General features: G+C 68.9%; 27 protein-coding genes, 1 tRNA gene and 2 pseudogenes. 15 read left to right on the top strand and 15 right to left on the bottom strand.

Annotated features, from left to right (window positions below; genetic code table 11):
* Positions 1–57: 57 nt before the first annotated feature.
* A tRNA-Met gene (locus tag OG747_RS37285) sits at positions 58–131 on the bottom strand.
* A 221-nt stretch (positions 132–352) separates the two neighbouring features.
* On the opposite strand from OG747_RS37285, the gene OG747_RS37280 reads away from it, so the two are divergent.
* From OG747_RS37280 to OG747_RS37255, 6 genes and pseudogenes are all read left to right on the top strand, one after another.
* On the top strand, positions 353–931 hold the full coding sequence (locus OG747_RS37280) for a TetR/AcrR family transcriptional regulator (protein ID WP_405883769.1): 579 nt from the start codon (positions 353–355) through the stop codon (positions 929–931).
* A 284-nt stretch (positions 932–1,215) separates the two neighbouring features.
* Positions 1,216–1,497: a hypothetical protein gene (locus OG747_RS37275; protein WP_405883768.1), complete on the top strand. Its 282-nt coding sequence runs from the start codon at positions 1,216–1,218 to the stop codon at positions 1,495–1,497.
* A gap of 88 nt (positions 1,498–1,585) precedes the next feature.
* Complete coding sequence (locus OG747_RS37270) at positions 1,586–2,227, top strand: class I SAM-dependent methyltransferase (protein WP_405883767.1); 642 nt, start codon at positions 1,586–1,588, stop codon at positions 2,225–2,227.
* A 377-nt stretch (positions 2,228–2,604) separates the two neighbouring features.
* Positions 2,605–2,814 (top strand): hypothetical protein, encoded by a 210-nt coding sequence (locus tag OG747_RS37265; protein ID WP_405883766.1) that lies wholly within the window; start codon positions 2,605–2,607, stop codon positions 2,812–2,814.
* Positions 2,796–3,059, top strand: a pseudogene (locus OG747_RS37260) (hypothetical protein); the annotation flags it as partial. The gene OG747_RS37265 and the pseudogene OG747_RS37260, both read left to right, overlap by 19 nt.
* Positions 3,060–3,506: 447 nt before the next feature.
* Complete coding sequence (locus tag OG747_RS37255) at positions 3,507–5,708, top strand: zinc ribbon domain-containing protein (RefSeq protein ID WP_405883765.1); 2,202 nt, start codon at positions 3,507–3,509, stop codon at positions 5,706–5,708.
* A gap of 62 nt (positions 5,709–5,770) precedes the next feature.
* Here the strand turns inward: OG747_RS37255 and OG747_RS37250 are convergent, their stop codons facing one another.
* Together OG747_RS37250 and OG747_RS37245 are read right to left on the bottom strand one after the other, a co-directional pair.
* On the bottom strand, positions 5,771–6,379 hold the full coding sequence (locus tag OG747_RS37250; protein WP_405883764.1) for a TetR/AcrR family transcriptional regulator: 609 nt from the start codon (positions 6,377–6,379) through the stop codon (positions 5,771–5,773).
* Between the two features lie 64 nt (positions 6,380–6,443).
* Entirely contained in the window at positions 6,444–7,340 is an 897-nt protein-coding gene (locus tag OG747_RS37245; protein ID WP_405883763.1) for an SDR family oxidoreductase, read from the bottom strand.
* A gap of 122 nt (positions 7,341–7,462) precedes the next feature.
* Between OG747_RS37245 and OG747_RS37240 the strand changes: the two genes are divergently transcribed.
* Together OG747_RS37240 and OG747_RS37235 are read left to right on the top strand one after the other, a co-directional pair.
* Positions 7,463–8,035, top strand: a complete 573-nt coding sequence (locus OG747_RS37240) for a TetR/AcrR family transcriptional regulator (protein WP_405883762.1) — start codon at positions 7,463–7,465, stop codon at positions 8,033–8,035.
* A gap of 121 nt (positions 8,036–8,156) precedes the next feature.
* Complete coding sequence (locus tag OG747_RS37235) at positions 8,157–8,333, top strand: hypothetical protein (protein WP_405883761.1); 177 nt, start codon at positions 8,157–8,159, stop codon at positions 8,331–8,333.
* Positions 8,334–8,368: 35 nt separating this feature from the next.
* Here OG747_RS37235 and OG747_RS37230 read toward each other — a convergent pair whose 3' ends face one another.
* The 3 genes from OG747_RS37230 to OG747_RS37220 form a co-directional block, all read right to left on the bottom strand.
* Positions 8,369–11,020 carry a glycosyl hydrolase gene (locus tag OG747_RS37230; protein ID WP_405883760.1) on the bottom strand — a complete coding sequence of 884 codons (2,652 nt, stop codon included), beginning with the start codon at positions 11,018–11,020 and terminating at the stop codon, positions 8,369–8,371.
* Positions 11,021–11,174: 154 nt separating this feature from the next.
* Positions 11,175–11,891: an MFS transporter gene (locus OG747_RS37225; protein WP_405883759.1), complete on the bottom strand. Its 717-nt coding sequence runs from the start codon at positions 11,889–11,891 to the stop codon at positions 11,175–11,177.
* Complete coding sequence (locus OG747_RS37220) at positions 11,888–12,112, bottom strand: hypothetical protein (RefSeq protein ID WP_405883758.1); 225 nt, start codon at positions 12,110–12,112, stop codon at positions 11,888–11,890. The genes OG747_RS37225 and OG747_RS37220 overlap by 4 nt, the downstream gene beginning before the upstream one ends.
* A gap of 7 nt (positions 12,113–12,119) precedes the next feature.
* Here OG747_RS37220 and OG747_RS37215 point away from each other — a divergent pair, with 7 nt between their 5' ends.
* The gene (locus tag OG747_RS37215; RefSeq protein ID WP_405885896.1) at positions 12,120–12,545 is read left to right on the top strand and encodes a fatty acid desaturase family protein; all 426 of its coding nucleotides are present in this window, start codon (positions 12,120–12,122) and stop codon (positions 12,543–12,545) included.
* Between the two features lie 28 nt (positions 12,546–12,573).
* Positions 12,574–13,659, top strand: coding sequence for an amidinotransferase (locus OG747_RS37210; RefSeq protein WP_405883757.1), 1,086 nt, complete (start codon positions 12,574–12,576; stop codon positions 13,657–13,659).
* A gap of 250 nt (positions 13,660–13,909) precedes the next feature.
* Here OG747_RS37210 and OG747_RS37205 read toward each other — a convergent pair whose 3' ends face one another.
* Together OG747_RS37205 and OG747_RS37200 are read right to left on the bottom strand one after the other, a co-directional pair.
* The gene (locus OG747_RS37205; RefSeq protein ID WP_405883756.1) at positions 13,910–14,881 is read right to left on the bottom strand and encodes an NADP-dependent oxidoreductase; all 972 of its coding nucleotides are present in this window, start codon (positions 14,879–14,881) and stop codon (positions 13,910–13,912) included.
* Positions 14,878–15,789: an alpha/beta hydrolase fold domain-containing protein gene (locus tag OG747_RS37200; protein ID WP_405883755.1), complete on the bottom strand. Its 912-nt coding sequence runs from the start codon at positions 15,787–15,789 to the stop codon at positions 14,878–14,880. The genes OG747_RS37205 and OG747_RS37200 overlap by 4 nt, the downstream gene beginning before the upstream one ends.
* Before the next feature lie 61 nt (positions 15,790–15,850).
* Between OG747_RS37200 and OG747_RS37195 the strand changes: the two genes are divergently transcribed.
* The gene (locus OG747_RS37195) at positions 15,851–16,753 is read left to right on the top strand and encodes a LysR family transcriptional regulator (RefSeq protein WP_405883754.1); all 903 of its coding nucleotides are present in this window, start codon (positions 15,851–15,853) and stop codon (positions 16,751–16,753) included.
* A 63-nt stretch (positions 16,754–16,816) separates the two neighbouring features.
* On the opposite strand, the gene OG747_RS37190 is transcribed toward OG747_RS37195, so the two are convergent.
* Entirely contained in the window at positions 16,817–17,161 is a 345-nt protein-coding gene (locus OG747_RS37190; protein ID WP_405883753.1) for a hypothetical protein, read from the bottom strand.
* On the opposite strand from OG747_RS37190, the pseudogene OG747_RS37185 reads away from it, so the two are divergent.
* Together OG747_RS37185 and OG747_RS37180 are read left to right on the top strand one after the other, a co-directional pair.
* Positions 17,123–17,544, top strand: a pseudogene (locus OG747_RS37185) (RHS domain-containing protein); the annotation flags it as partial. The gene OG747_RS37190 and the pseudogene OG747_RS37185 sit on opposite strands and share 39 nt — an antisense overlap.
* 7 nt (positions 17,545–17,551) lie before the next feature.
* Positions 17,552–18,310, top strand: coding sequence for a hypothetical protein (locus tag OG747_RS37180; protein WP_405883752.1), 759 nt, complete (start codon positions 17,552–17,554; stop codon positions 18,308–18,310).
* Between the two features lie 173 nt (positions 18,311–18,483).
* Here OG747_RS37180 and OG747_RS37175 read toward each other — a convergent pair whose 3' ends face one another.
* Both OG747_RS37175 and OG747_RS37170 read right to left on the bottom strand, forming a co-directional pair.
* A complete protein-coding gene (locus tag OG747_RS37175) occupies positions 18,484–19,134 on the bottom strand; it encodes a helix-turn-helix domain-containing protein (RefSeq protein WP_405883751.1) in 651 nt (216 codons plus the stop codon).
* Positions 19,135–19,567: 433 nt separating this feature from the next.
* Positions 19,568–19,705, bottom strand: coding sequence for a hypothetical protein (locus tag OG747_RS37170; protein ID WP_405883750.1), 138 nt, complete (start codon positions 19,703–19,705; stop codon positions 19,568–19,570).
* A gap of 708 nt (positions 19,706–20,413) precedes the next feature.
* Between OG747_RS37170 and OG747_RS37165 the strand changes: the two genes are divergently transcribed.
* Positions 20,414–20,962, top strand: coding sequence for a hypothetical protein (locus tag OG747_RS37165; protein WP_405883749.1), 549 nt, complete (start codon positions 20,414–20,416; stop codon positions 20,960–20,962).
* A 557-nt stretch (positions 20,963–21,519) separates the two neighbouring features.
* A complete protein-coding gene (locus OG747_RS37160) occupies positions 21,520–22,011 on the top strand; it encodes a hypothetical protein (RefSeq protein ID WP_405883748.1) in 492 nt (163 codons plus the stop codon).
* Positions 22,012–22,486: 475 nt separating this feature from the next.
* Here the strand turns inward: OG747_RS37160 and OG747_RS37155 are convergent, their stop codons facing one another.
* The 4 genes from OG747_RS37155 to OG747_RS37140 all read right to left on the bottom strand — a co-directional run bounded on the left by OG747_RS37155 (position 22,487) and on the right by OG747_RS37140 (position 26,243).
* Positions 22,487–23,068 (bottom strand): hypothetical protein, encoded by a 582-nt coding sequence (locus OG747_RS37155; RefSeq protein WP_405883747.1) that lies wholly within the window; start codon positions 23,066–23,068, stop codon positions 22,487–22,489.
* Between the two features lie 101 nt (positions 23,069–23,169).
* A complete protein-coding gene (locus tag OG747_RS37150; protein ID WP_405883746.1) occupies positions 23,170–23,748 on the bottom strand; it encodes a DNA/RNA non-specific endonuclease in 579 nt (192 codons plus the stop codon).
* Between the two features lie 582 nt (positions 23,749–24,330).
* Positions 24,331–25,638: an MFS transporter gene (locus tag OG747_RS37145; protein ID WP_405883745.1), complete on the bottom strand. Its 1,308-nt coding sequence runs from the start codon at positions 25,636–25,638 to the stop codon at positions 24,331–24,333.
* Positions 25,635–26,243, bottom strand: coding sequence for an ArsR/SmtB family transcription factor (locus OG747_RS37140; RefSeq protein WP_405883744.1), 609 nt, complete (start codon positions 26,241–26,243; stop codon positions 25,635–25,637). Before OG747_RS37140 ends, OG747_RS37145 begins: the two co-directional genes overlap by 4 nt.

The raw sequence follows: 26,243 nt of genomic DNA, 5'->3' as shown, positions 1-26,243 counted from the left end.
CCGAACCGGCCCACACGCAGTGAAGGCCCGGTGGATACCAGGGCCTTCACGTCTGAGTAGCGGGGACAGGATTTGAACCTGCGACCTCTGGGTTATGAGCCCAGCGAGCTACCGAGCTGCTCCACCCCGCGTCGGTACGGTGAACTGTACGGCACCGACCCGGGTCGGCCCAATCGACTTTCGCCTGCGCTCCGACTGAGCCCGATTGCTCATGATCGACCGACATGGCCACTGCTCACCCAGTCCGGATTCTGACGTTCCCGCAGGAACGAGTGCTCACGGAACTGCGGACCCTACAGCAATGTAGGACCCACGACTTCACTGACAATGAAGGCGCTTCGTTGACAGCAGATTGGCAAATCCACGATCCCGCATCGGGCGCGCGACGCTGTACAAGTACTTCCCGGACGTCGAATCAATCCTGGTCACCTGGCACCAACGCCGGGTCAACGCCCATCTGCAGCAGCTCACAGAAGCCCGTGATCAAGCAGGCACCCCCGACGAGCGGCTCGAAGCCGTACTCCATGCCTGCGCACTCATCACCTTCGAGCGAGCCGCGCACGAGCGGCCCGCCGAGTTCGCGGCCCTCGTGCACCGGGACGAGCACCTCGCCCACGCGCAGCAGCACCTCCACGGCCTCGTCCGCGACCTGATCGCCGACGCCGCCAAGGCCGGCGGCATCCGGGACGACATCGACCCCGACGAACTCGCGAGCTACTGCCTCTACGCCCTCACCGCAGCGGGCGACCTGCCCTCCAAGGATGCCGTCCACCGACTTGTCACGGTCACCCTGACCGGACTGCGCCCCACGTCGACTCGGCCTGATCCCACGGGAGACGTGCAAGCCCACCACACCAGCAGGGTCACAGGCTCGCCTTCCGCAGAACGGCGTCACGGCCCCCGTCACGGTCATCAACCGACGGATTCCTGAGCAGGATCGACTCGTGCGGGTTCCCCGTCGGATGGGCCGTGCCGGCCCGCAGCGGGCGCCCCACCTGGCGAGTCATTCAGCCTGGACTCGGTGATCGAGCGCCACGCTTCGGTGATCATCATGTGGCGGTTCAGCGGCTCCCGCACTTTGTCGGAGACCGCCGAGCCCCGGGCGCTGACCGCGCCGCGGTAAGCCGCCCAGTCCTGGCATTCGGGGCCCCGGCCTCCGGGTCGTTGCGAACCGGCGGCCGGGGCCGAGCCGCGTCCGGGCAACAAGCCCTGCTCGTGGAGTTCGCCTTCGGCGGCCTCGGACTCATCCCCAACCAGAACGATGCCAAGATCGCCATGGAAGGCGTCAGCTGGAACTACACCACCTGGCTCAACACCGCCTTCCTCATCCTGGCCACCGCCCTCCTGGTGCGCTTCTTCCACACCGGCGGGCGGGACATGCTCCGCATGATGGGCGGCGCCCCCCACGCCGACCACGACCACCACCACGCAGGTCACCACGAAGGCCATGGCCGGGACACCGCAGCAGGAGAACGATACGAGGGACACCACCACTGAGCACTGCTGCCTCTCCACCCGGGGGCGTAGCCGACGCTCCGCCCCCGGGCCGATCCGCGCACACCCCCGACGTGCTCAACTGGCGCTCATGATTGCCACGTTGCCGCGCGTCCTGCCCAGCCCGGACGGCAAACCGGTCCCACCCAAAGCCACGGCAGACGCCTTCAGGGCCTTCGCCCGCGACCTGGCCGCAGGGCGGCGCCCGTGGACAGCCGAGACAGCCCGCTTCCTCACCGAGCAGTTCGACCAGATGGCCGCCGACTGGGACACCACCCGTGCCACCGGACGCGACGACCCGCTGCACGACGCCCTCACCCGAGGCGGCCCCCTTCCCCACGGACTGTGCCTGGAACTCGGCTCCGGCACCGGCCTGTTCACCCCGAAGCTCGCCTCCGCCTTCCCCACGGTGATCAGCCTGGACCTGTCCGCACGGATGCTCCGCCAGGCCGCCGGACGCTCCCCCCACCGCGTACGCGCCGACGCCAGCGCCCTGCCCGTCGCCGACAGCACCGCAGTGGCCCTCGCCGCCATCGACATGCTCCTGTTCCCCGCCGAAATCGCCCGCGTTCTCGCCCCGGACGGCGTGCTGCTGTGGATCAACCAGCTCGGCCAGGACGGACCGCTGTACCTGCCCGCCGATGACGTCGCCGCAGCCCTGCCCGGACGCTGGACAGCAATAGAGGCAGAAGCCGGCTGGGGAAGCTGGGCCGCCCTGCGGCACGCCCACTGACTACGCCGTGCCCCCGCAGTCAAAGATTCGAGAACCCCGCCAGTCGAGGCAGGGACTGCCACCGAACACAGGCCGAGAGGGTATACGGCGGTAGCCCGCTCAACCGCCGGTCCCAGATGCCTGCCGCGCTCCGCCCCCTGAGCAGATGCCGCCCTCACCAAGCACCCAGAACACGTCCATATGTAGCCGAGGAACGCCGGTCAGCGAAACCGGCGTTCCTCAAGACCATTGAATACACAACGTCACCGACCAGATCGCGGAAAAGCGCCGATTGCTCAACATCCACCGACACCACCCCTGCTCGCTGAGCCCGGATTCCGGCGTTCAGGCAGGACCCAGTGCTCACCAAGTCGCGGACCCTACAGAGAACCTGGTCCATGGCTGAGGCGCAGATCATCCTGTCGCACAGCCGGGAGTCGGGCATCGTCGCCATCGCCTCGGGCGAGCAGTACCCGTGGGCGCACACCGCCCTCGCGGAGAGCGGCTTCCGGCGGGACGACGACGGCGTCTACCACCTGCCGGCGGACGTGAACGAGGCCACCCGCTGGCGCTCCGCGCCAGAGCGAGGATGCAACAGCCCCGAATAGGTGACAGAGGCGCGGGAGTTCAATCCAGCACCCTCCTCGCCCTGTCAGCCGAGGGCATCCTCCCGAAGGTCGACTACGCGATTTTCGCCGACACCGGCTGGGAACCCGAAGCCGTTTACGCCCATCTGAACCGCCTGGAAAAGGAGATAGCCAAGCCCGCCGGCATTCCAGTTCTTCGCGTATCGTCGAGGAACATTCGCAGTGACGCCCTGAACCCCGATCACCGATTCGCCTCCATGCCCCTGCGGGGACCACGAGTTCAGCATTTCCGAAGGGCTGTTGAGGGCGAACCTGAGGGCAGGATCGGATCGTTGGACTGCAGTACTTCCTCATGTTCCCTAGGGGGAGGCGATCAAGCACCCGGTCGCCGGAGTCCACTACCCTCGTGATCTCGCCGATCAACTTCCGTGCGCGTGGAGCAGGGTCTTCAACTGTTGGGTGTTTGGCTTGAGCAGGCTGGTTGATGCTACTTCGTGTCATCGGTGCGGATCCTCAGGATCTGCCACTGCTTTCATCCTGGTTGGTTAGGGTTTCCGTCGGCTTTGAGAGATGCGGGTGTTCCCCGTCTCGTCCTCGTCGGATGCCGACGATCGTGGTCTTCCCGCACTTTCCCGGCCTTCCCGCACCCTGAGGGTGCGGGAAGGCCGTGTCTTTGTGTGATGGTCGGTCGTTAGGCCGATCGGAGTGTCGGGATGCGGCCGCTGCTGAAGATGGCCGGACACGTGCGGGAAAGCGGGGTGGCGGGCATGGCCAGGCTGATGGCGACGGCCACGTGCACCGCCTTCTCCGGCGTACTGGAGGGCAATGGTGAGCGGGTCGGGCAGCGTGTCTTGCTGGAACGGGTAGGTTTTCTGGCCCAGTTGAGCCGGGAGCTGGCCGGTGCTCTGGTGGCTTCCCGGTGGGATGAGGATTCCCTGGATGTGCTGGCCGCCGGGGTGGATGAGCGGGGTGAGGCGCTGCCGTCCAAGGGGTGGATGGCGCTGCGCCGCTTGACCTGGCCCCAGGATGTGCCGTCCCCGGCGGGGGTGTATGTCTCGGACCGGGTGCGCCGGGGCGTGGAGGAGTACGCGGCCCGCACGCTGCGGCTGGCCCTGCACCGGCGCGGCATCGTGGCCGCGGTTCTGGCCACCTGGCCGGATGATCCGCGGCGGCGCACCGATGGGGAATGGGCGGCGTTGCGGGCGGTGTTGCCTGCTGGGGTGAGTGGTGCGGAGATCCGCAACCGCACCCGGCAGGTCCGCCAGTTCGTGGCCGAGTACGGGCTGTTGCCCGCCGGGTTGTGCGTCCTGGAGGGCCCGCCGCGGGTGGCCGGGCAGGTGTTGCTGGCGGCGATGGACCGCCAGCAGGTCACCCTGGCCCGGGTGGACGAGGCGAGTGCCCGGTTGCGGGTCAAGCTCCCCCTGCGGGCGGCGCCCGCCACGGGGCGGGACTGGGTCTGGCACGTGATCGACATCCGGCTGCCCGGCACCATCACACCCGACGCGGTGCTGCACACCCCGACCCTGCGCCCCACCCCGGCCGGGAGGATCGCCGTCGACCTGCCGCACTCCCGGCCCGCCCCGGCCACCAAGACGAGTGGGCATACCGTGGCACTCGGTTTCGACTGGGGTGTCAACACCCTGCTCACCGGTGTCCTGGGCCGCCTGACCGGAAGAGGGCAGACCCGCCGGGTGGTCACCGACGGGCGGCCCCTGGTCTTCGACGCCACCACGGTCAGTGCCGCCCTGCACCGGCTGCGCGGCGTGCGCGAGCACCTCGCCGCCAAGCGCGATCACTACCGGGCCCTCGCGGACGGGCTCGGCTCCCCGCACCCGGCCTGGGGCGAACACCTCGACCGGGCCCGGGTACTGGAGGTCGAGCACGGGCGGGTGTGTGCCCGCATCCGGCAGCTGAACGACGCGCTGGCCTGGGCGGCGGCCCGCTGGGCCGTCGACCAGGCAACCGCGCTCGGCGCGAGCGTCATCTACCTCGAAGACCTCACCACCCTGGAAGCCCGTGGCCACCGCAAGGGCAACGCCCGCCTGTCCGGGCAGGTGCGCGGCACGGTGGCCGAGGCGATCCGGCACCTGGGAGCGAGGGCGGGGATCGCGGTGGTCACCGTCCCGGCCCGGGGCACCTCCACACTGTGCCCCGGCTGCCTCGGCACGCTCACCCACCATCCGGCCCCCGACCGGCTGTCCGAGCGCGGCTGGAAGTGGGCGCACTGCACCGGGTGTGGACTGTCGATGGACCGGGACCACGCCGCCGCCCGCCGGATCGTCTCCCGCGGCCTGCTCGCCCAGACCCACACCGTCACCGACCGCGCCACCGGCGCCCGGACCATCCGCACCACCGTGGACGGCACCGTGCGCCTGGTCCGCCGCCCGAAGAAGACCACCCGCCGCCTGCGCCGCCAACGCCAAGCTGAGACGGCCCCACCCCGCCCGGCCGGGCCGAAGACCACCCCGGGCAAGAGGCACCCCACGCCCAGCAGGCCCACCGGCCCCCAATACCAGCCCGCCCGGCGTGCTGCCCCGGCACACGCCCCGGGCCCCACGACTTCCCGCCGTGCGCCCGATGTGCGTACGGTCCCCGCCACCACCCCCACCTCGGGGGCAGTCCAGCGTCCGGCGGGGCATGACACCCAGACACCAGCCGCCGTATCCGGGCCGGTGCCAGGTCATGGAGTACCCGCACCCCACCGGCCGGACAATCTTCTTCCAGCCGGCCGGATGCGGCTCTCACGCAGAACCTGTCGACGGCGCACCCGCGCCGCCGAGCGGACCGGCTTCCACCACCTGCACGCCACCGAGGTCCACCCCCTCACCCCGAGGTTCGGACCCCACAACGGCGACCGCACACGGCCACGCCGCGCCCGAAAAGCCTGGAAACCACAGGCACACACAGAGTTCTAGAGACGCTTGAAAGACGACGCCTTGGTGCGCCCGGAGGTGTGCCTGCCCTTCGTGCTCGACCGTCAGCGTGGCCGCCGTTGCACAACGTCGGCAAGCACCGTTATCACGAGCTTGTTGACGGTTGCCGTGGTCGGTGGGCCGGAGTCGCGGTCTGCGAACAGGAGATGCCCGCCACCGACCAGGGAGAGAGTGAGTGAGTCGATGTCGGCGTCGGCCGCGATGCGGCCCAGTTCACGCTCGTCGGCTAGGTAGGCGGAGATCGCGGTCGTGGCCTGGGCGAGGATCGCGATGCCGCCTCCGGGCCTGGCTTGTCGCAACCGTGCGCGCAGCTCGTCCCGAAAGGTGATGAGCGGGATGATCGCCACCGGAACCGGTCCGAACAGGGTGGTCAGCGCGGTGGTGAGGTTGTCGGCCACCGTGCCGGTGCCGGCGGACTCGCGCAGCGCACTCGCCTGCGTCTCAAGCTGCGCGGCCCGGTCGAGCACGAGGTCGGTGAGGAAGGCGTCGAAGTCGCTGAAGTGCCGGTGCAGGACGCCTTTGGCGCAGCCCGCCTCGTCGGTGACGGCCCGGCTGGTCAGCGCGTCTGGCCCGTCCCGCAGCAGCACGCGTTCGGCGGCGTCGAACAACTGCTGCCGCGCGTCGCGACCCTGTCGATTCCGTGTCCTCGCCATCACATGTCGTCCTTGTCGAGACCGACACCCCTTGGCGCGTCGACCCTCAGGTGCGTCAGGTGCGTCAGGTGCGGAAGTAGGACCCGGCGTCCAGGTCCTGGATGAGGCTGGGCCCGCTTGGTGCCCAGCCGAGGAGTTCCCGTGTGCGAGTGCTGGAGGCGGGGATGTCCATGGCGAAGAAGCGGCCGATCCAGCCGAAGTGCCTCTGTGCGTCCTGCGGTGCGATCGAGGTCACGGGAACGTCGAGTCCTCGTCCGATGGCCTCTGCGATCTCCCGTGTGGGGACTCCCTCCTCGCTCACCGCGTGCAGGAGCGTTCCCGCCGGGGCCTTCTCCAGTCCCAGGCGGGTGATCTGCGCGGCATCCGACCGGTGGACCGCCGGCCAGCGGTTCGTGCCGTCGCCGACGTACCCCGCGACCCCTTTCTCACGGGCGATCGCGACCAGGGTCGCGATGAACCCGTGGTCGCCGTCGCCGTGCACGGTCGGGGCGAACCGCACGCTGACCGTGTTCACGCGGCGATCGACGTACTCCAGCGCGAGGTTCTCGCTGCCGCCTCGGGGGGACTCCAGGCCGTGGAACGGTGACCTGTCGTCCTCGGTCGCCAGCCGGCCCTGCGCCGGGCCGGCGACGCCGGACGCCAGTAGGAACGGACGGCCTGATCCGGTCAGGACGTCGCCGATCGCCTGCACGGCGGCCCGTTCGGCCTGATTGGAGACGGCGGGGTTGTTGAAGTCGTGCTTGTTAGCGAGGTGGAGGACGGCGTCAGCGGTCGCGGCGCCCTCCCGGATGCTGTCGAGGTCGTCGAGGTCGCCGCGGCGGACCTGGGCACCCTTCGCGTCGAGGGATGCGGCCGAGGTATCGGAGCGGGCGAGCCCGACCACCTCGTGGCCGGCGGCGAGCAGCTCGTCGACCGTGGCCGAACCGATCCACCCGGATGCTCCGGTGACGAAGACGCGCATGTGAATGATCTCCTTCGATGCTCAAGCCTGGTGAACGAGGCAAGCGATGTCAGTTACTGACGTCAGTGACTGCCGTCACTGTAGCCGCCATGTCAGCTGCTGTCATCACTAGAGTGGTGGGCATGGTGCGATGGGAGCCCGGGGCGCGGGAACGACTACAGGCAGCGGCGATGGACCTCTACATCAGTCGCGGCTACGACAGGACGACCGCGGCCGACATCGCCCAGGCCGTCGGTCTCACGGAGCGGACGTTCTTCCGCCACTTCGCCGACAAGCGTGAGGTGCTTTTCAGCGGCCAGGAGCTGCTGGAGCAGGCGTTCCTGGACGGCGTGGCTGCGGCTGCGCCGGACGCGTCACCGCTCGAGATGGTCGAGTCCGCCCTGTCGGCCGCGGCGCCGTTCTTCTCGACCGAGCGCCGCGACCACTCCAGGCGGCGGCAGAGGATCATCTCCGAGAATCCCGCGCTGCAGGAACGGGAGTTGTTGAAGTTGGCTGGGCTGGCCACGGCGGTCGCTGCCGCCCTCCGATCGCGGGGGGTTCCCGAGGCGATGGCCACGCTCGCCGCGGAATCCGGGGTGACCGTGTTCGGCGTGGCCTTCGGGAAGTGGATCGCCGAGGGTGAGGAGCGGTCGTTCCTCGACATCGAGCGCGAGGTGTTGGGCGAGCTCGTGGCGATGGCCGCCGGCGCGACGTGATCAGCGTAGCGATGGATCAACCGGGTGAACCGCCCGACGACGTCCTGGCCTCGCGGTAGTGATCACTACCGCGTTCGGGCCTCGGCGCCGACCCGGCATGTCGTGCGCGCTCTGGGCGAGAGTGTCCGGATGGCAGCTGGACGCGGACGGTACGGCCCACGCCTCGCTGCGGTGCGCGGGCACCCGGGGCGGTACCGCCAGGATCACGGCCACGGCGAAGGCGCCGGACGTGGCGGGCGCGGCGCGCGGCGCCTTCACGCTGCACATGGACGTGGTGCCGTACACGACACAGGGGTGACCCCGGAAGCCGGAGCCACCCCTGTCGCGCCGTTGTCAGCTGCAGTCGCGCACCTTGATCGTGTAGATGCCGCGGCCGTGCGTGGCCGCGTACAGGGTGCTGCCGTCCGGGCTCAGCTTCAGCTGGAGCACGCCGACGGCCGGGAGGTTCCCGACGCGCTGCCATGTCGTACGGCCCGGCGCGCGGTAGACGACGCCGAGGTCGGTGGCCACGGCGAGGCCGCCGTTCGGCGTGACGACCGCGGAGTTGGTCGGCACGTCGGGGAGGTTCTTCGAGATGTCCTTCCAGGTGGTGCCGCTGTCCGTGGACTCGAAGACGTGGCCGACGCCGGCGCCGGGGCCCTCGGTCCAGTGCCGGGAGAAGCCGTTGACGGCGAGGTAGACGTGGTCGGCGTTCTTCGGGTCGACGGCGAAGCCGCTGAGGTAGCGGTTGGGCACCGCACCGGCCGCGCCGGTGGCGGGGAGGGTGATGTCGTGCCAGCCGGTGCCGTCCGCGTTGCCGACGGAGATGCCGCGGGCGAAGCCCTGGTTGTTACAGGGGCCGCACCAGGCCGCGTAGACCTTGCCGCCCGAGGCCGCGACGGCGGTCGCGGTGCGGCCGGCGCCCAGGTCGTAGACGCTCTTCCACTCCGAACCGCTGCGGATGGCGTAGCCGTTGGTCTGCACCCAGATGTGGCGGCCGCCCGCGATCCAGGTCGAACTGTTCTTCATGTCGGCCGCGAGCGGGGCGATGAAGCGGGCCTCACTGGTGGCGTTGTCGGCCGGGGCGACGTTGTACGACGTGACCTTGGTGGAGTCGGTGGCCCAACTGCCGCCGTTGACAGCGCAGTTCTGGGTGATCTGGACGGCGAGGTAGACGTACTCCTCGGCCATGTTGCAGCCGTTGGCCGGGTCGGTGAGGGTGTCGCCGCCGTCACCGCCGAAGTTGGAGCCCATCACCTTGTCGTTGCTGCGCAGGACGGACTGCCCGTTGTCCTGCAGGCCGCCGGTGACGGAGACGCCGCCGTAGGTCAGGTCCTTGCCGACGCCCACCGAGTAGTACTGGAGGGTGTCGATGGTGCCGTCGTTGAGGGAGGTCCAGTCGGTGGCGTGGCCGGAGGAGTCCTGGGAGCCGCCCACCGGGCGCTTGTAGACACCGCCGTCGTTGCCGACGTAGACGAAGCTCTTGCCGTGGTAGGTGCCGATCGCGACGCCGTGCTGGTCGGAGTGGGTGGTCTGGTTGCAGTCGCCCGTCTGCTTGGCGGGGTCGATGCTCCAGCAGGAGAAGCCGAAGTTCCAGTACGGACCGACGGTCGACCAGGTGCTGCCGCCGTCCTTGGACTCGTAGACCTCTTCAAGGCCCGCGTACACGTGCTTCGGGTCGGACGGGTCGACGGTCAGGAACTGGTTGTACCAGGACTGGACGCCTGGCATGTAGCCGCTGGAGGTCAGCGCCGAGCCGTCGGCGGCCAGCTGCTTGTAGTCGGCGATCTTCGTCCAGGGGCCGAACGGCGAGCCGGCGCTGTAGATGCCCTCCAGGCCGCTGTCGGGGTTGGCGGCCATCTGCGCGGGCGACTCGTCGATGGCGTAGTAACGCGAGCCGTCGGCGGAGTGAGCGAAGGTGACCGTGCCGACGTTGTCGGCGTCGGTCGGCAGGTCGCCGAAGCCGCTGGTGATCCGCGTCCAGGTGCCGTCGGAGCCCTTGGTGTAGAAGCCGTTGTAGTCGTCGCCGCTGCGCCAGCCGACCGCCAGGACCACCTTCGAGGGGTCCTTGGGGTCGATGGCGATGTCGTTGGTGATGTTCTTGTACGCGGCGCTGGCGTCGCTCGCCTTGGAACCCCCGGGCAGGTAGTCGGGGTTGGGGGCGAACTCCAGCTTCCAGGCACCGCCGAGCTTCTTGGTGGAGTGGCTCCACACGCCCTCGCTGGTCGCCGCCCACACCTTTCCGCCGCCGAAGCGCAGCTGGCGGATGGTGGTGGACTCCAGCTCGTCGCCGCCGACCCGGCTGCGCGTGGAGAACGTGCCGTGGTGCGGGTGGGACAGGACGTAGACGCCGCTGCCGAGGTAGGCGTCCGCGTTGGTGTTCGCCTCGCCGGTGCCCAGCCACAGCCGCCCGGCCCCGTCCAGCGCGAGCGCGCCGGTGGACTGCGAGGACAGCCGGTCGCTGATGGGCTGCCAGTGGCCGCCTCCGGTGCGCGAGCGCCACACGCCGCCGCCCGCGCTGCCCGCGTACACATACCCGTCGTCGTCGGCGGCCATGGCGGCCATCCGGCCGGTGACGTTGCCCGAACCGCCGCTGGAGTTGGAGTCGTAGTCGCGGTAGCGCGGGTCGTCGGAGTTGTACGGCAGATCGGTGACGTTCCGCCAGCTGCCGCCGGTGCTGCGCAGGTTGGTCAGACTCTGCCAGGCGGCGCCGTACGCGCCCGGCGCGACGATGCCGGGTGAGGTGCGGGCCTCGGCGTACTGGTCCGCCCCCTCGGCTATCTCGTCGGCCTCGTTGCCGTCGTCACCGCCGTCGTCCGCCTTCACCTTGGGGGTGATGGCACCTGTCGACTGCTCGCGTTCGGCGCCGAGTTGGGCGAGCGCCCGGGCCCCGAAGGGGCTGGTGCCCCCGCCGGACGCGGCGCCTGCGGGTATCGCGACGAGTGCGGCGGATGCGGTGATGGCACAGATCGTGAACCATCGTCTCTTACGGGTTGGTGCTGACACCAGGTCCTCCCAAACGGGCACAGATACAGCCGACGCAGCAGACCCGATCATGGGTGGGCGGAGGTGTCCGGCATTTGGACAAGTCTTTGACCAGAACCCGTCACTGCCGGGCAAAGTGAGGCCGCCGCCCAGGAGTTCGTCAGGGATTCCGGGGTCAGCGGGCCTCGGTCCGCCACCGGGCGATGGCCGGAAAGGCACCGGCGAGGGCGAACGCGACGCTGCCGGAGATCAGCAGCGGGAGGTGGCCGTCGGTGCCCCAGAGGAGTCCGGCCCACAGGCCCGCGAGGAGGACGGCGGCGCCGGTGGCACCCTGGTAGAGGCTCTGCGCGGTGCCTTGCAGCGGGCGCAGCCGGTGGTCGAACGCCTCGTACAGGACCAGCCCCACCAGCGGGCCGACGACCGCGCCGGCGGTGTCGGCGGCCCGGTGCAGTCCGAACACCCTGCCGCGCTGCCCGCTCGGAATGCCCTCGACCAGCAGGGCGTCGCGGGGTGCGCCGCGCAGGCCCTTGCCGAGTCGGTCGGTGACCCGTGCGACGAGAACCAGCGGCCAGGCCGTCGCGAGCGCGATGAGCAGCTTGCCGACCGCGGCCAGCCCGTATCCGGCACCGATCAGCGGGCGGCGGGCGAACCGGTCGGCCAGGCGCCCGGCGGCCACCTTGGTGATCGAAGCGGCACCCTCGGCCGCTCCCTCGATCGCGCCGACGGCGACGGGCGGTGCGCCGAGCACCACGGTCAGGAAGATCGGCAGGATCGGGTAGAGGAGTTCGCTGGCCGCGTCCTGGAGGAAGGACACCCCGCACAGGACCCTGACGTTGCGGGTCAGCCACGCGGGGCGCCGTTCGACCGGCGGGGCGGTGTCGGGTTCGGTCACAGGTGCAGGATCTCCAGGAAGCGTCCGAGCGCCGAGGTGACATCCGCCAACGCGAGGGCCGTCACACCCATCAGGGACGCGGCGAGCGCGGCGGCACGCCGGCTGCTGTCCGGCCGGGTGCTCTGGAGGGCGCGGACGCGGGCGGTGACCTGGTGGCGCAGGTAGGCCAGCGCACCAGCAGGACCGGCACCCGGACCGGCACCCGGACCGGCAAGGGCCACGCGGGCCATCCAGAACGAGTACCGGGTACTGCTGGCCCTGGTCGTGGGCGCGGTCGCGGTGAGCGGGCTGACCGGGAGCTGGTTCTTCGTGTGGGCCTGGCTGGTGCCGGCTCTGCTGGTGAGCGAGGCCGTCCACTTCCTGATCGAACTGCCGGAGCACTTCGGGCTGAACACCCAGACCGAGCCCAACGTCCTGTCCAACACACGGACCGTGCGGGCCTCCCGGCTCGTCCAGTGGATGACCAACTACAACAACCTGCACACCGCGCACCACTACCACCAGGGCGTTCCCATGGTGAACGTGCCAAAGTTGCACGACTCCATCGAGGAGAAGATCGAGGTCGTCGAGCCGTCGTACTGGACCTTCTACCGCAAGGTGCTGCGCGGGGAGATCGTCTGCCAGGGCGACGACCAGACCTGCATGACGCGTTGACGCCGGAACCGACGATCGGAAGGAAGCGATGCTTGTGAACGGCGTGGTTTCGACGTTCAACGAATGGGATCCCCTGGAGGAGGTCGTCGTCGGCCGGGTCGACGGGGCCATGACCTCGGCGTGGGACGAGCTCGACCGGATCACCGTGCCACCCGCCTCGTGGGAGCGGATCGCCGGCTCACCCGGCACCCGGGGCGTGCCGGTGCCGCCGGACGTGGTGGAGGAGGCGCAGAAGGGCCTGGAGGAGTTCATCGGCATCCTGGAGGCGGCGCACGTCACCGTGCGCCGCCCCGACCCGCCGGACTTCTCCCGGCCGTTCGCCACCCCGGGCTGGTCGGTGCCGAACGGCATGTCGGTGGCCAACCCGCGCGACCTGCTGCTCGTCGTCGGGGACGAGATGATCGAGGTGCCGATGGCCGACCGCAACCGGTACTTCGAGGTATGGCCCTGTCGGAACCTGCTCACCGAGTACTTCCGGGGCGGCGCCCGCTGGACGGCGGCTCCGAAACCCCGGCTGACGGACGACCAGTACCGCCCGGGGTACGAAGTGCCTCCCTGGTCCGAGGATATGAAGTTCTTCGTCACGGAGGCGGAGCCGGTCTTCGACGCGGCGGACATCATGCGCTGCGGCCGGGACCTGTTCATGGAGCGCAGCCATGTCACCAACCGTCTGGACGTCGAGTGGCTCAGACGGCATCTCGGCCCGGAGTACCGCGTGCACGAGATCGTCTCCCGCTATCCCAGGGCGATGCACATCGACACCTCCCTGCTGCCGCTCGCACCGGGCAAGGTCCTGGTCAACCCGGAGTTCCTGGACCCGGGCTCCCTCCCGGAGGCGCTGCGGTCCTGGGACGTGCTCATTCCGCCGGACCCGGTGATCACGCCGGTCATGGAGCGTGGCCTGATGAGCCGGTGGAGCAGCGTGAACGTACTGATGCTCGACCCGGAGCACGTGGTGGTGGAACGGTCCCAGACGCCGCTGATGAAGGCATTCGAGAACTGGGGCTTCGAGCCCGTGCCGTGCTCCTTCGAGCACTACACGGTCTTCGGCGGTTCGTTCCACTGCGCCACCCTGGACATCCGGCGCAGGGGAACTTTGGAGTCGTACGTCTGATGACCGGTCAGGTGGAGGAGGACCGGGCCGCAGGACTGCCGGTGCCGTGGCCGGCCCAGCAGTGGTCGGCCGGTGTGCCGCGTCCGGCGCTGCTCGCGGCGGCGGTGCCGGACGCGGTGGCCGGGCGGGTGCGCGAGCTGCTCGCGGCCGGGGCCGACGAGCCGGTGTGCGCGTACGTCTACCAGCCGGGCGTGGCACGCCGTCAGGCCGCGGCGCTGCGCGACCGGCTGCCCGGCTGGGCGGAGGTCTACTACGCGGTGAAGGCGAACTCCTTCCCGCCGGTGCTCGCGGCCCTCGCCCCGGCCGTGGACGGAATGGATGTCGCCTCGGCGCAGGAGGCGGAGACCTTTCCATGGGTATGGCGAGCTTCGACGAGCTCGAAGGCGCGCCGGACGTCGGCGAGCGGGAACGTGGCGGCGATCGGGAGCTCAAGTCGGCCGCTCGCGGCGAGATCGGCCAGATGGGCGAGGACTTCTCGGCTGGTGCCGGCCACGCTGCCGTCGGTGCGGGCGCCGATCTCGGCGGCCTCGTCGAAGGAGATGATCGTGTTGATGCGCGACGGCGGGATGCCGAGCTGCACCGCCAGGTCGAGGTATGCCGGTCCGCGCAGGTCGATGAACGCGTCGATGCGGAACGCCTCCAACTCCCGGCGCAGGCCGGAGCCGTAGGCGATGGGGATCGCGCCCTTGCCCGCCAACCAGGCGTGGTTGGTCTTGGACGCGATGGCCAGCACCGTGACGCCGGAGCGGCGCAGCAGCTGCACGGCGATACTGCCCACACCGCCGGCCGCGGCCGAGACGGCCACCACCTCGCCCCCGCTCACACCGACCGCTTTCGTGGCGGCCAACGCGGTGGCGCCCGCGACGTACAGCGAGCCGGCCGCCTCCCAGCCGAGCGCGGCCGGCTTGGGCACCACCTGGGTCTCGGGCACGAGAACGTACTCGGCGTGGCTCGCCCGGTCCCACGTCCAGCCGAGCACCTCGGCGCCTGTGTCGGCCACCACGCCCGCGAAGTCGCTGCCTTGGCCGGAGGGGAACGTCGCGGGGAAGCGTTCGGCCAGCGCGCCCGAGCGGATCGCGGCCTCACCGGGGTTGATCCCTGCCGCTTTGACCTTGACCAGCACCTGGCCCGGGCCCGCGCAGGGCACGGCGACGTCGGCGAGGTAGAGGACCTCCCGCCCCCCGTAACGGTCGAACCGCACCGCACGCATCGTCGCAGTCATTCGGAAGACCCGGAAGTGAACGCCGCAGCCAGGAAGTCGCCCACCCGCCGCAGCGCGGCCTCGCCTTCCTCCAGCATCGCGGCGAAAGCCTGGAACAGGTGCGGGACACCGGGAGTGACCTCAAGGGTGACCGGGACGTCATCGGCGGCGGCGCGCGCTGCGAGCCTGACCGCGTCGTCGAGCAGCAGCTCGTTGGACCCGGCCTGGATCAGCAGCGGCGGCAGGCCGTGCAAGTCGGCGAACACCGGGCTGATCAGCGGATCCGAAGCGTCGGCGGCGCCCACGTAGTCCTTGGCTCGCACTGCGATGGCTTCCGGGCTGAACGACGGGTCGACCGCGGTCTTGGCCGACATGCTCGCCCCGGTCAGCGTCAGGTCCGCGTACGGCGAGAACAGGATGCCCGCGGCAGGCATCGGGAGCTTGTGCTCGCGGGCGGAGACCAGCAGTGCCGCGGCCAGGCCCGCACCGGCAGACTCACCGACCACGGCGACCCCGGCCTGGCCGGGGTTCCCGGTCTCGTCGAGTACGGCGCGGTAGGCGGCCAGGGCGTCGTCCAGCGCGGCCGGGTAGCGGTGCTCGGGTGCGAGCCGGTAGTCGACCGAGATGACCTTCATGCCGGTCCGTCGGGCGACGTTCGAGGCGAGAGCGGCCGATGTGCGGGCCGAGCCAAAGACGTAGAAGCCGCCGTGAAACCACAGCAGCGTGCCTTTCGGTGCGCCGCCGTCGATGGCGATCTCCAGTACCGGGACGCCGCCGAGGCTGCCGGGGGTGAGGATCACGTCGTCGGGCAACGGGCGGGAGGCGAGCATGCCGGTGAAGACCTCGCGCTGCTGCAGGTGGTCGCCGCCGATCTCCAGCGGGCCGGTGCGGAACAGGGTGTCGAGCGCCTCGCGCTGTTCTCTACTCATGCACCCAGCGTCCTTCACCAGTGAGTATGTGGCAATGCCATATCCTGCATACTCTGTATGCGTGCCACGTATAGAATCGGTCGACCTGAACCTCCTGGCCCCGCTGCACGCGCTGCTCGAAGAACGGCATGTCTCCCGTGCGGCGGCCCGGCTGCACACGACCCAGCCGTCGATGAGCCGGGCACTGCAACGCCTGCGCGCGACCCTTGGCGACGAGTTGCTCGTGCGCGGTCCCGGCGGGTATCAGCTCACCCCGCGGGCCGAGCGCATCCAGGCCGAGCTGCTGCACGCACTCCCGCGCCTGGAGCACGTCTTTTCCGGAGAGACGTTCGACCCGGCCACAGCAGCACGTACGTTCCGGCTGGCCGGAACCGACTACACCGTCTCGGTGCTCAGCGGGGCGCTGCTCGGGCGGGTATTCGAGCAATCACCCGGCTCGACGGTGCTCTTCTCCCGCTGGCACCATGCCGTGTTCGCCGACGCCGAACACGGCATGGTGGACCTGCTTATCCACGGCGGCACGCCGCCACCGCCACTGCGCTCGCACGTGCTGTTCGAGGAGGGATACTCCTGCCTGATCTCCAGCCACCACCCGCTGGCACAGTGTTCCGCCATGTCGCTGGAGGACTACCTGGACTGCGCCCACATCGTCATCGACGTCATGGACGGACGGCAAGGACACGTCGACCGGCGCCTCGAATCACTGGGCAGACCGAGGCGAGCGAGCGTGACCCTGCCCTACCACGCAGCGGCCGCCAGCGCGGTCCCGGGAACCTCGCTGGTGGCGACCCTGCCAACGAAGTTCGCTATCCAGCACGCGGCCCCGGGCATCACCACCGTCATCCCGGCACCGGAAGAAATCGGCCCGATGAGCTACGCAATGTCCTGGCACCCCCGCCTGGACGACGACGTCGCACATCGCTGGCTCCGCGACACGATCATCTCGACGCTGAACACCAGCTGATACAGGCACTTCTGGAGCGCGCCGGGCCTTCTCGTTCGTTCTGTTCCTCTTCCGGACGGGTGGTCAGGCTGAAGAGCGCAGGTGGGTGCGCTGTCCGTCGCGGTCGAGAATGATCAGAATCTCCGCCGGTCCGCCGTGGGCTTTGACGGCGTGGGGAATCAGGGTGGAGAACTGTGCCGCCTGGCCGGTCTCGACGTGGATGGTGCGCTCGCCCAGCGGCACCTTCCCCCGCTCCCTGCCGGACGACGCCAGTCCGGGCGGCGTTGAAGCCCGCCTGCACGCCGCCCTGAACGGCGGCCCCACCAGCGACTGGACGGACGACCACACCCGCGTCGGCTCCATCCCGGAAGCGACGCGGCGCTTCTTCGGCCGGACGTCCCCGGCGCGGTCGCCCTCACCTGGGACCACCGTGACGTCGTCCCCCTCGCCCAGACCGAGCGCATCCTCACGGCCGACGACCGCCAGGAAGAGATCGACCGGCGGTTCTTCGCCATCGCCACCGACCTCGTCGGAACCCCCACCGAACTGATCGACGCGTCGGGCGACATCGCGTGGCGCAGCCGCAGCACGCTCTGGGGCACCACGGCCTGGGCCCGTGACAGCAGTGCCTACACCCCCCCCGGTTCCCCGGCCAGTACTACGACCCCGAGACCGGCAAGGGCGATTCCGGGGTGGGGGCGCTCGGCCGCAAACCCACGGACCCCGGTGCACCAGTGACCCACGAGGACATCGTGGAGGGCAGAATTCCTGCCAAGGGTGGCTATTTGGCTCCGGCAGTGCGGATCAGATGAGGCAGGAATGACCATGAAACTGTCGCTCGACGGCGACTGGCGCGCAACGGTGACGGACGATCCGCTGCACATCACCCCCCGCTTCGACGGCGGCTCCGTGCGCGTCATGCGCTACGCGGACGTGCAGGAACGTGAGGGGTTCTTCGTGGACACCTTCGGCAGCCGGCAGTGGCTGTGGGACGCGCCCGACGTCCTCCGGTTCGACCCGGCCGGCCGGCAACTGGTCGGGGCCGAGTTCCAGTTGCCGGAGGAGTCCGCCTCCGCCGAGGACGCCGCCCGCCTTTCCCTCACGCCCACGGTGCGCCCGGGCGGGCTGCGCGCGGACGAGGTCCGGGACTTCCGGCATGAGAGGTGCACGATGCTGTGTCGCGCTCCCGGGGACGCCGTGCTGACCGGTCTGCGCGATCTCGAAGTCCTCGACGAGCCGCTGGAGGCCCGCATCGGCATCGCCCCCGACGTGGCGCTCCTCGTGCAGCACGGCAGCGCCGTCGGCTGGAGCCTCACCGACCCCGCGCGGTACCTGACCACCGCGTACGCCGACCCCGACCCCAACCCGCCGTCCCCGGCCAGCGTTCGGCTGCTCAGCGAATGCCTGGACCTCGTCACCCAACCGGTGATTCTCGACATGGACGACGGCGAACCGACCGCCCTGGCCCGCCTCCGCGCGGCCGACGAGGCCCTGCGCAACCAGCCCGAGGACCGCCACCGGGCCGACGCCCTGCTCTCACTCATCGCGAACCTGGTCGAGGACTACGGGAACTGGTGACGGTCAGCCGACGAAGCCGAGGCACACATGTCGCTCGGGGGCGTCCTCGTTGGTGTCGACGACGCTGCCGTGACTGCCCTCAGGCGATCGACCGACCCGAAGCCGGCATCCCCTTGCGCGTCCACGCCCTGATCTGCGCATTCACGGCGATCCTCCATGCCTTGAGGCGGCCGTCAGGGCGTTTGCGCCGGCCCCCCGATCGGTCTGCCGTCGATGAGTCCGGCCCGGGCCGCAACGGCCCCCGCCTGGAACCGGCTGGAGCGCTTGTCCATGATGTTGGAGATATGGCGGCGAAAAGTCCTCGAGCCCACGCCGATGCGGCGGGCGACGACCTCGTCCTTCAGCCCCTGCGCCATCAGATTGATGATCCCGGCATTGAGATCGGTCAGCGTCTCCCCGTAAGAAACGACATCGGCATCGAAGTCCATGCCGGCCTGCCAGGCGAAATCGTACAGACGGTGCAGCAGGAGTATGGTCATCGGCTCGTAGACGGCGATGATGCTGGGGATATCCTCATCCGATGCCTGGTGGGCTACGAACGCCACTTCGTTGCCGACGAGGACCCCGCGGCCCGGCGACCACGCGCAGTCGCCCACCGAGGGCCTCGGCGCAGGAGCGAGAGTGGCGACCTCGGTGCGGCCGGTCTCGCCGTGCTCGATCACCGAGACCCGCGGGGCCGAGATCCCCATGGTGGCAGCTACGTCCCGCTGGGTCAGCGCCTGCTCGCGCCGGATCTCGGCGAGCTTGTACGCGCGGACCCCGGTCGACAACCGGTCCATCGGATAGTGCTTCTCGGCGAGCGGGCTGGGTACGGCGCTGGGCATCGAGCTCGACCGGGAACTCGACGGGGAGGGACGCACAGTTGCCGACCGTCTCCGCCCGGGCCCGGAGCACGACCACCGCACCGACACGCCTCACCGTCTCCGGCGCGGCAAGCCGCCATGTTCCTCATCCGCAAGGAACTTGAACAGAGAGCGGGGATACCCATCTGCCGCGCCCCGGCGAGGGGGGGCCGCTGCACACGCTCTGCATTCGCCGTACATCCCACCCTCCCCCCGACACACGGCATTCCGCTCTGCCGGCCGAACTCGTGGATGCCGCAGCCATCGTGTCCGACGCAGACGGGAGCGGAATCAGCCGGGTCGTAGCCCGCCACGTGCAGAAGCCCCGCCGGTGCATTCCGGCGGGGCTTCGTCGTCTCACGCGGTCTCACACGGGTCTCACACGGGTCTCACCGACTGTGCGGACTGCCCCGGACTATGAGGCCCTGTTCGCGGCCATGGCCTTGTACGCCCACTCGCGCAGCTGCCGCCCGTTGAGCGCCCTCCCGAGTTCGTCCACGAGCACGTACCCGCTCTCCTCGAACGCCTTACCCGCCGCCACCTTCTCGTCCACCTGTTGTCCCACAACCACACTCAGCGACTTCGCCAACGGAATCAGGGCTTGGTGTGGTGGTAGATCTCAGGCAGCGGTTGCTGGAGGGGAAGTCCGAGCTCCCGCGGGTGGCTCGGGCGGGCGGGCTGTTTCCGCCCCACGCCCGCTGCGGCCTCCCGGGATGGCGTCTGCTCTCGTGGAGATCGAGAGGCGGACCGACGTCGTGCAGGTCGTCCCCGACCCCGACGCACTGCTGCGGCTGACGACCGCCCTGCTCGGCGAGACACAGATGAATGGATCGCCTTCGCCCGCCGCTACCTCTCCGAAGGCAGCATGGACTCCGTCCACACCGGCCACGACGCCGCCGAACTCCTCACGGCTGCACCACCACAAGGGACATGACCCTGCCGCCACAACCCTTGGGGTGTCTCATGCCCTGAAGGGGCTCACCTCGTCGCGTCGGCGGTGTCAGGCGCTGTGCTGCCGAAGGGGTGAGCAGGCGTCAGATGATCACCCGAAAGGGCCAACGCGCCGTCAACTTGGCCATTTCCAGAACGATTTGATGTCTCATCAATCGCCCCGGAAGTGGCGCACGGGCGCTGTGGATACCCCGTTTGGCCCCCTAATGCCGGTCATACGATATGACCGATATGACAGCCATGGTGGCGGTAAGTACGTTCAATCACATGCCGGCTGCCCAGCCGGCCTCTCTGAGACAGGAGAAGTTGCATGATGATGACCCGCTCCACCGCTGTCACCGCGGCCGTCGCGGCCGCCGCGGCCCTCGCCGCGACCGGCATCACCTACGCCTCGGCCGCCTCCGAGCCGCTCCAGGCGGCCCCGGCCGTCCGCCAGGAGGCTCCCGCCCAGGTGCCCTTCGGTGGCAGCGACACCGGAAGGGGCAACCAGAGCAAGGGCAACGAGAGCAAGGGCAACGAAGGACGCGAAGGCAACGAAGGAAACGAAGGCAACGAAGGCAACGAGAGGAAGGGTCACGAGGGCCGGATCCACATCAACGAGCGGTCGTACTCCTCCCGCCCGGGCGACTGCATCACCGTGGTCAGCGGCCTGGGCGCCAAGAGCCTGAACATCCACAACGAGACCCGCAAGACCGTCGAGGTCTTCCGCGGGGCGGTCTGCGACAACGGCGCTCCCATCGCCCTGGTCGGGCCCCACAGCTCCAGCGACGGCGTGCGCCCGGAGCGCACCGAGGGCATCAAAGTCAAGGACGGAGTGGTGGGCAGCTTCCGGGTCGTCGACCGCCACGAGGGCGACTGAGCCGAGAGCATGACGTGGAGCCCCCGGCCCGCTGGAATCGGGCCGGGGCTCCAGTCCGGGCCCCCGCCAGGGGCACCCCGCTCCGAGCGGGGGGCCCGGAGATGACCATTGTCTGACAAGCCACGCCCCGAGCGCGCCCTGCCGGGGCCGGAACGCAGGCGCCACGCGCCCGCCCGGACAGCCCACCCACCGGGTGATTCCCGCAAGAACACCGCGCGTTGACACCCGCCCCCGCACAACAGCCACCAGCCTCCCTCCCAGCACGCGGACACACCCGAACGGGTGACAAAGGCAGGACCGGGAAGTGTTCACGACGGAGTCGCCCCACGCGTTCTCCCCCGCTGATCAACGGCGACGGGAGCAACGCACAGACACGCGCCGCTCCCGCGCCCCGGCACCCAGGCCACCGACGATCGCTCCGCCGGGCAAAGACCTCACCGGCCGCCGAACCCGGGCGCCCACGCCGACCAAGACCCGGCGGGACACCTGACCGCCGGGTAAGGCACACACGGCAACACGGACACGCTCCCTACCCATGACACCGCGGAGTGAATAATATGAGTATTCACCTGGTGGAGGACGCGAGCGACGACAACTACGTCCTGGACATCCTCGACATCACATTGATCCCCGCACTGCCACGACTTGGGAACCAGGTCCGCTGCGAGATGGACAGCCACCTCAAAGAGACCGTCGACCTCACCCGGGTCACCTGCAACGTGACCATGAAAATCGGTCCCGTGAAAATGCTGGAAAGAAGCTACAGACTGCCCGATCTCCTGGCCGACATGGGCGCCGTGCTCTCGGGCAACCCCAAGCCGCCCGCCGGACCATGGAAGCAGACATGGGACCTTCGGATCCCCGAAACAGTGCCGGTGGCAGAGCACCGGATCCGCCTGCACGCACGAACAGGAGACGGAAAGAACTTCTTCGCCCTGGACATCCCCGTCGACTTCAGCCGCAGACTCCATCCAGCCACGACAAACGACAACGTCGGCTCACACGTGTTTCACAACACACGCCGCCGCCGACTACGAGAAGACTCATAACCACGATGGCCACCTCCAACCACGGCGCCCAACCGAGGCCGTACTACTGGTCAACGATCGGTGACGGCATGACGGCGCTACGGACGGGGGCGGCTTCGCTTCGAGCGGATAACCCCGACGCTGCGGCGGGCGCCGGCTCGCGACGAATCCGGCTGCCGTTGCCACGCCCCGACCGTGTGAGCACTCTCGACCTGTGCGTTCCGAAGGTTCGAACCCGGGCCGGTCGGTCTGCTCATTCCTCGCTCTCATAGGTTCCTGATGTCGCGCCAAGTGAGGAAGTGGTGCGGTCCCCCTCGAGGACCCTGGAACTGAACGATTCCCTGCTCCCGTCGAAGACGGGAGCAGGGATTCCGCTATCCCGCCCTCGAATACCGTCCACGCGTTCTCTCCATGGAGCGCCTGCCGTTTCCCCGATCCCGGCTACTCCACCGACTCCAATTCGTACGACGGCACCGGCCACCACGATCGACCAGAACTACCCCTCATCCAACCAGGGATCCAGACCCAGCGCCCGCAGTCGTGCCTGTTCCCGTCGATGAAGGAAGCGCGGCCGGGTAATATCGGCTATGAAGCCCTCATCAAAAGGACGTGGCTTGTCTTCACCGAAGGCTTTAAGTAGCACACCAGCCATTCCGTAGTCGAACTCGATGAAACCATCCGGATCTTCTGAGTTGAATTCCCACAGCACGACAGGCCACCGATCCGGGCGATCCCCGCGGGTAGACCAGTAATAACCGTTCTGATTCTCATCCAATCCCCAGGAGATTAGACTCCCGGGGTTAGGCCACTCAGGGTAGGGGGCAGACACCTCTCCCAGCCAGTCCTCCATAGGCGTGAACCAGGCATCGAAAGGACCATCGCCAGGCGCACCCTCATTCTGGCGTGAGATCTCCAGGACGTCACTGATCGCACCGGTCCCATAGATGGACATGAAATCCATGAAGTCGGAGGGGAAACCCGTGCCCCACACTTGTCGCACCTGGTCCCAGTCGATCCGGTCCCCCGCACCCTCGTGTGGCGGCATCCGACTCATCAACAAACGCACGTTCTCGTGCATACATACCTCCGCGTTTCACTCTGCACCCCGCCAATCGCGTGCAGCAGGAGAACCACATTAACGACGCCGAGCCCTACTGGATCTCCTCTCACAAGCGAATGTTACGGCGTGGAACCCAGCGGCACCGGCTTCCCGTTCACCGATACCTTCCCGATATTGGCAGCTTGCCCTGGAACGGGACTGAATGCGACGTTGGGAACAAGATCGCTCTGATCGAGGCCGATCTCCCCATCAGCTGTCACTCCCTGAGACTCCATCAGGTAATAGGCCGGAACCGTCCTGTCTCCGTCGTAGATCGGGGTCACCCGGTAATGCACAGTCTCACCTTCCCTGACTGCATATAGAGCGCCAATCTCAAAGGCTCTCATATTGTCTGGCATTCCAGGATCGGAAGGAAGCTGCCTATTGGCGTTCACGGAACGACCGCACGTCGACAGGTTTCGAAGATCCTTGCCAGACCCGCCCATTCCCTTGTCGGGTATGAGGTGACATGCATTGATCGCGAACCGTGAAGGCGATGCGCCGAAGCTGCTGCCTTCGACGTACTTCTTGGCCCACTGGTACCCAGGCGGTTGCTTACTGGCACTACTTCCATTGGTCAGCGACGTCAGGCAGACTTCCGCACCGGTGGCACGGTTACCGTGAGCCGGGTCGGTCGCAGAGTAGATCGGGGTGTTCACTGGCATTTGATCCGCACACGAAGCGTTGTCGTCGTATCGTGCGGCGAGCAGCCGCCGGTGGTCACGCAGACGGCGGCCGTGGTCAGACCAGCAGCCACGGCCGAGGCGACGTTGCGGACCGAGTTGCCGATGTTGATCCCGATGGTCGGGGCTCAGCGGCCGCCGAGATCGAGTGGACGGCGAGGGTGCCCTTGCCGATCGATGCGGTGATCTTGATGGCGTGGGCGCGGATCGCGGCGCGGCGGGCTGCCGCCGGAGCCGCCTCCGCGTCCTGAGGAGGTCCGGCCGCTGCTGGACGTGGTCCTCCCGTAGCTGCTGGTCGCCGCGAGGGAGTGGGTGGCTTCGAACGAGTCTGTTGGCCCCACGGGAACGAGTTCCCTGGCCCCATACAGCGATCTTCGGGCCATGATCTGAACCAGAATTTTGGCCCCACCCTCGCAGCGGATCATGGATCCGATCCACAAGGGCGATGCCACGGGGCGCTCGAACACTATCCGCACTGAGTGACCGCGGCCTGGCATGCATGTGCCGGGCCGTCGGGTCTGGGAAGTCTTCGCTTGGACCCGGGTGGTTCCCCGGCGATCAGCAAGGCAATGCTCGCGCGTCTGTGTCGCTGTCCGGAGCTACCGGATGGTCCGGAGTCAGGGAGTGGATGCGTGGTATCGGCGAGGGCAGCAACCAGAGCAGCGACAGCGCTCCGCCGACGGCCCCGATGAGGAGGGTCGCCCTGAGGCCGATGAGGGTAGCGAGGAGGCCGCCGAAGACGGCGCCCACAGGGCGTAAGCCGTAATTGATCGTGCTGTACGCACCGGCGACTCGACTGCGCATGCCATCGGGGATCACGTCCGCCTGAAGGGAGTTGAGGTTGACGTCGAACAGCATGACGCCGACGCCGGAGAGGAACTCGGCCAGGGCCAAGGCTCCGGCGCGAGCCCAGAGGGGGCCGCCCGCAGCAGCGGCGATGGCGATCGGTGCCGGGAACAGCACGGCGCCCACGACGATGCTGCGGCCCACGCCGAGTCTTCGCGAGATCTTCGGGGCGAGCACCGCGCCAAGGAGAGAGCCGGTGGCGCCGATCCCGAACGCCAGGCCGATGACTCCCGCGGTCAGTCCGAGGTTCCTGCTGGCAAACAGCACGATCAGCCCACTGCCCGCGACAAAGGTGAAGAAGTTGACGGTCGCCGCGCACCCGAGGCTCGCCCGCAGCACCGGGTGACGGACGACGAACAACAGTCCCTCCCTGGCACGCCGCAGCAGCGAGGATTCCGCTTGGTCATGGGCGGCTGACGGTTCGTCGATCGAAACCCGACCGACCAGAACCGCAGACGCCAGGAACGTCAGGGCGTCGACGACTACGGCGACGGGAGCGGTCAACGCCTGAACCAGAGCACCACCGATCGCCGGGCCGGCGACGTACGACGCGGAACGGCTGGCACTGAGCTTGCTGTTCGCATCGACGTAGGACGAGCGAGGCACCAGGTGGGCGAAGAACGGCGGATAGGCGGTGTTGAACAGCACCCCGGCCGCGCCCGTCAGCAAGGCCACGACATACAACTGGCCGAGCGTCACTGCCCCCAAGAGATAGGCAGCCGGGAGAGAGAGCAGCACTGCCGCCCGCACCAGGTCGGCGAGAACCATCAGGCGCCGCTTGCGGACGCGGTGGTCGACCCAGGCGCCGAGGACGATCGCGAGCAGGTTCGGGGTCCAGATGAGCGCGGTCAGCAACGCCACCTGATTGGCCGAAGCGTGCAGCGCCCCCACCGCGATCAGTGGCAGGGCCAGTTCGGTGATCCGGTCGCCGAACTGCGAGATCGACTGGCCGGCCCAGAAACGACGGAACCGCTGATCACGCCACAGCGATATGGGTATGGACTGCTCTGCAGCGCTCATGGCGTCCCGCCGGTCTGATCCTCGGCGCCCTCCGGCAGGGCGTAACGCAGCAGCCTGACGCCACGGCCGTCGGCCGGACGCGCGGCCTCGTCGCGCATCACGTAGGGGGCGAGGATGCGTTCGATCGCGTCCTCGATGGCGGCGAGTTCGTCGGCGGAGACGACGACGCGGGTGTTGGCCAGACCTGCAAGCCGTCGCCACACCGGTTCGAGCTTGGGTTCGACCTCGGCAGCCCACCGGTTCGGCAGGTCTCCCGAGCGCAGGAACATCTCCCGGGACAGGACCCGCGCAGCCGACCTGCCCTCCTCATCGTCCGGATCCTCCGGCGCCTCGAACCGGAAGCCCCGCGCCACCGCCTCCCACCGCCTCTGGCGACGGTCCGGGCCGGGCTCGGCATCGCGGACCAGCCCGAAGCTCGCCAGATGCCGCAGATGCCAGCTGGTCACTGACGGGGTTGCTCCCACATCGGGCGCGAGTTGCGTCGCCGTCGCCGCCCCGTGCCGCTGCAGGCGTTCGAGGATCGCCAGCCGCACCGGGTGCGCCAGCGCCCGCATCGCCTGCGGATCAGTGATCTCGATATCGCCCAGACGATTACCAGAATCCAT

Source organism: Streptomyces sp. NBC_01384 (assembly GCF_045040035.1).
In the GTDB taxonomy this organism is placed as follows: Bacteria; Actinomycetota; Actinomycetes; order Streptomycetales; family Streptomycetaceae; genus Streptomyces.
This window is presented reverse-complemented; position numbering and strand designations above follow the sequence as displayed.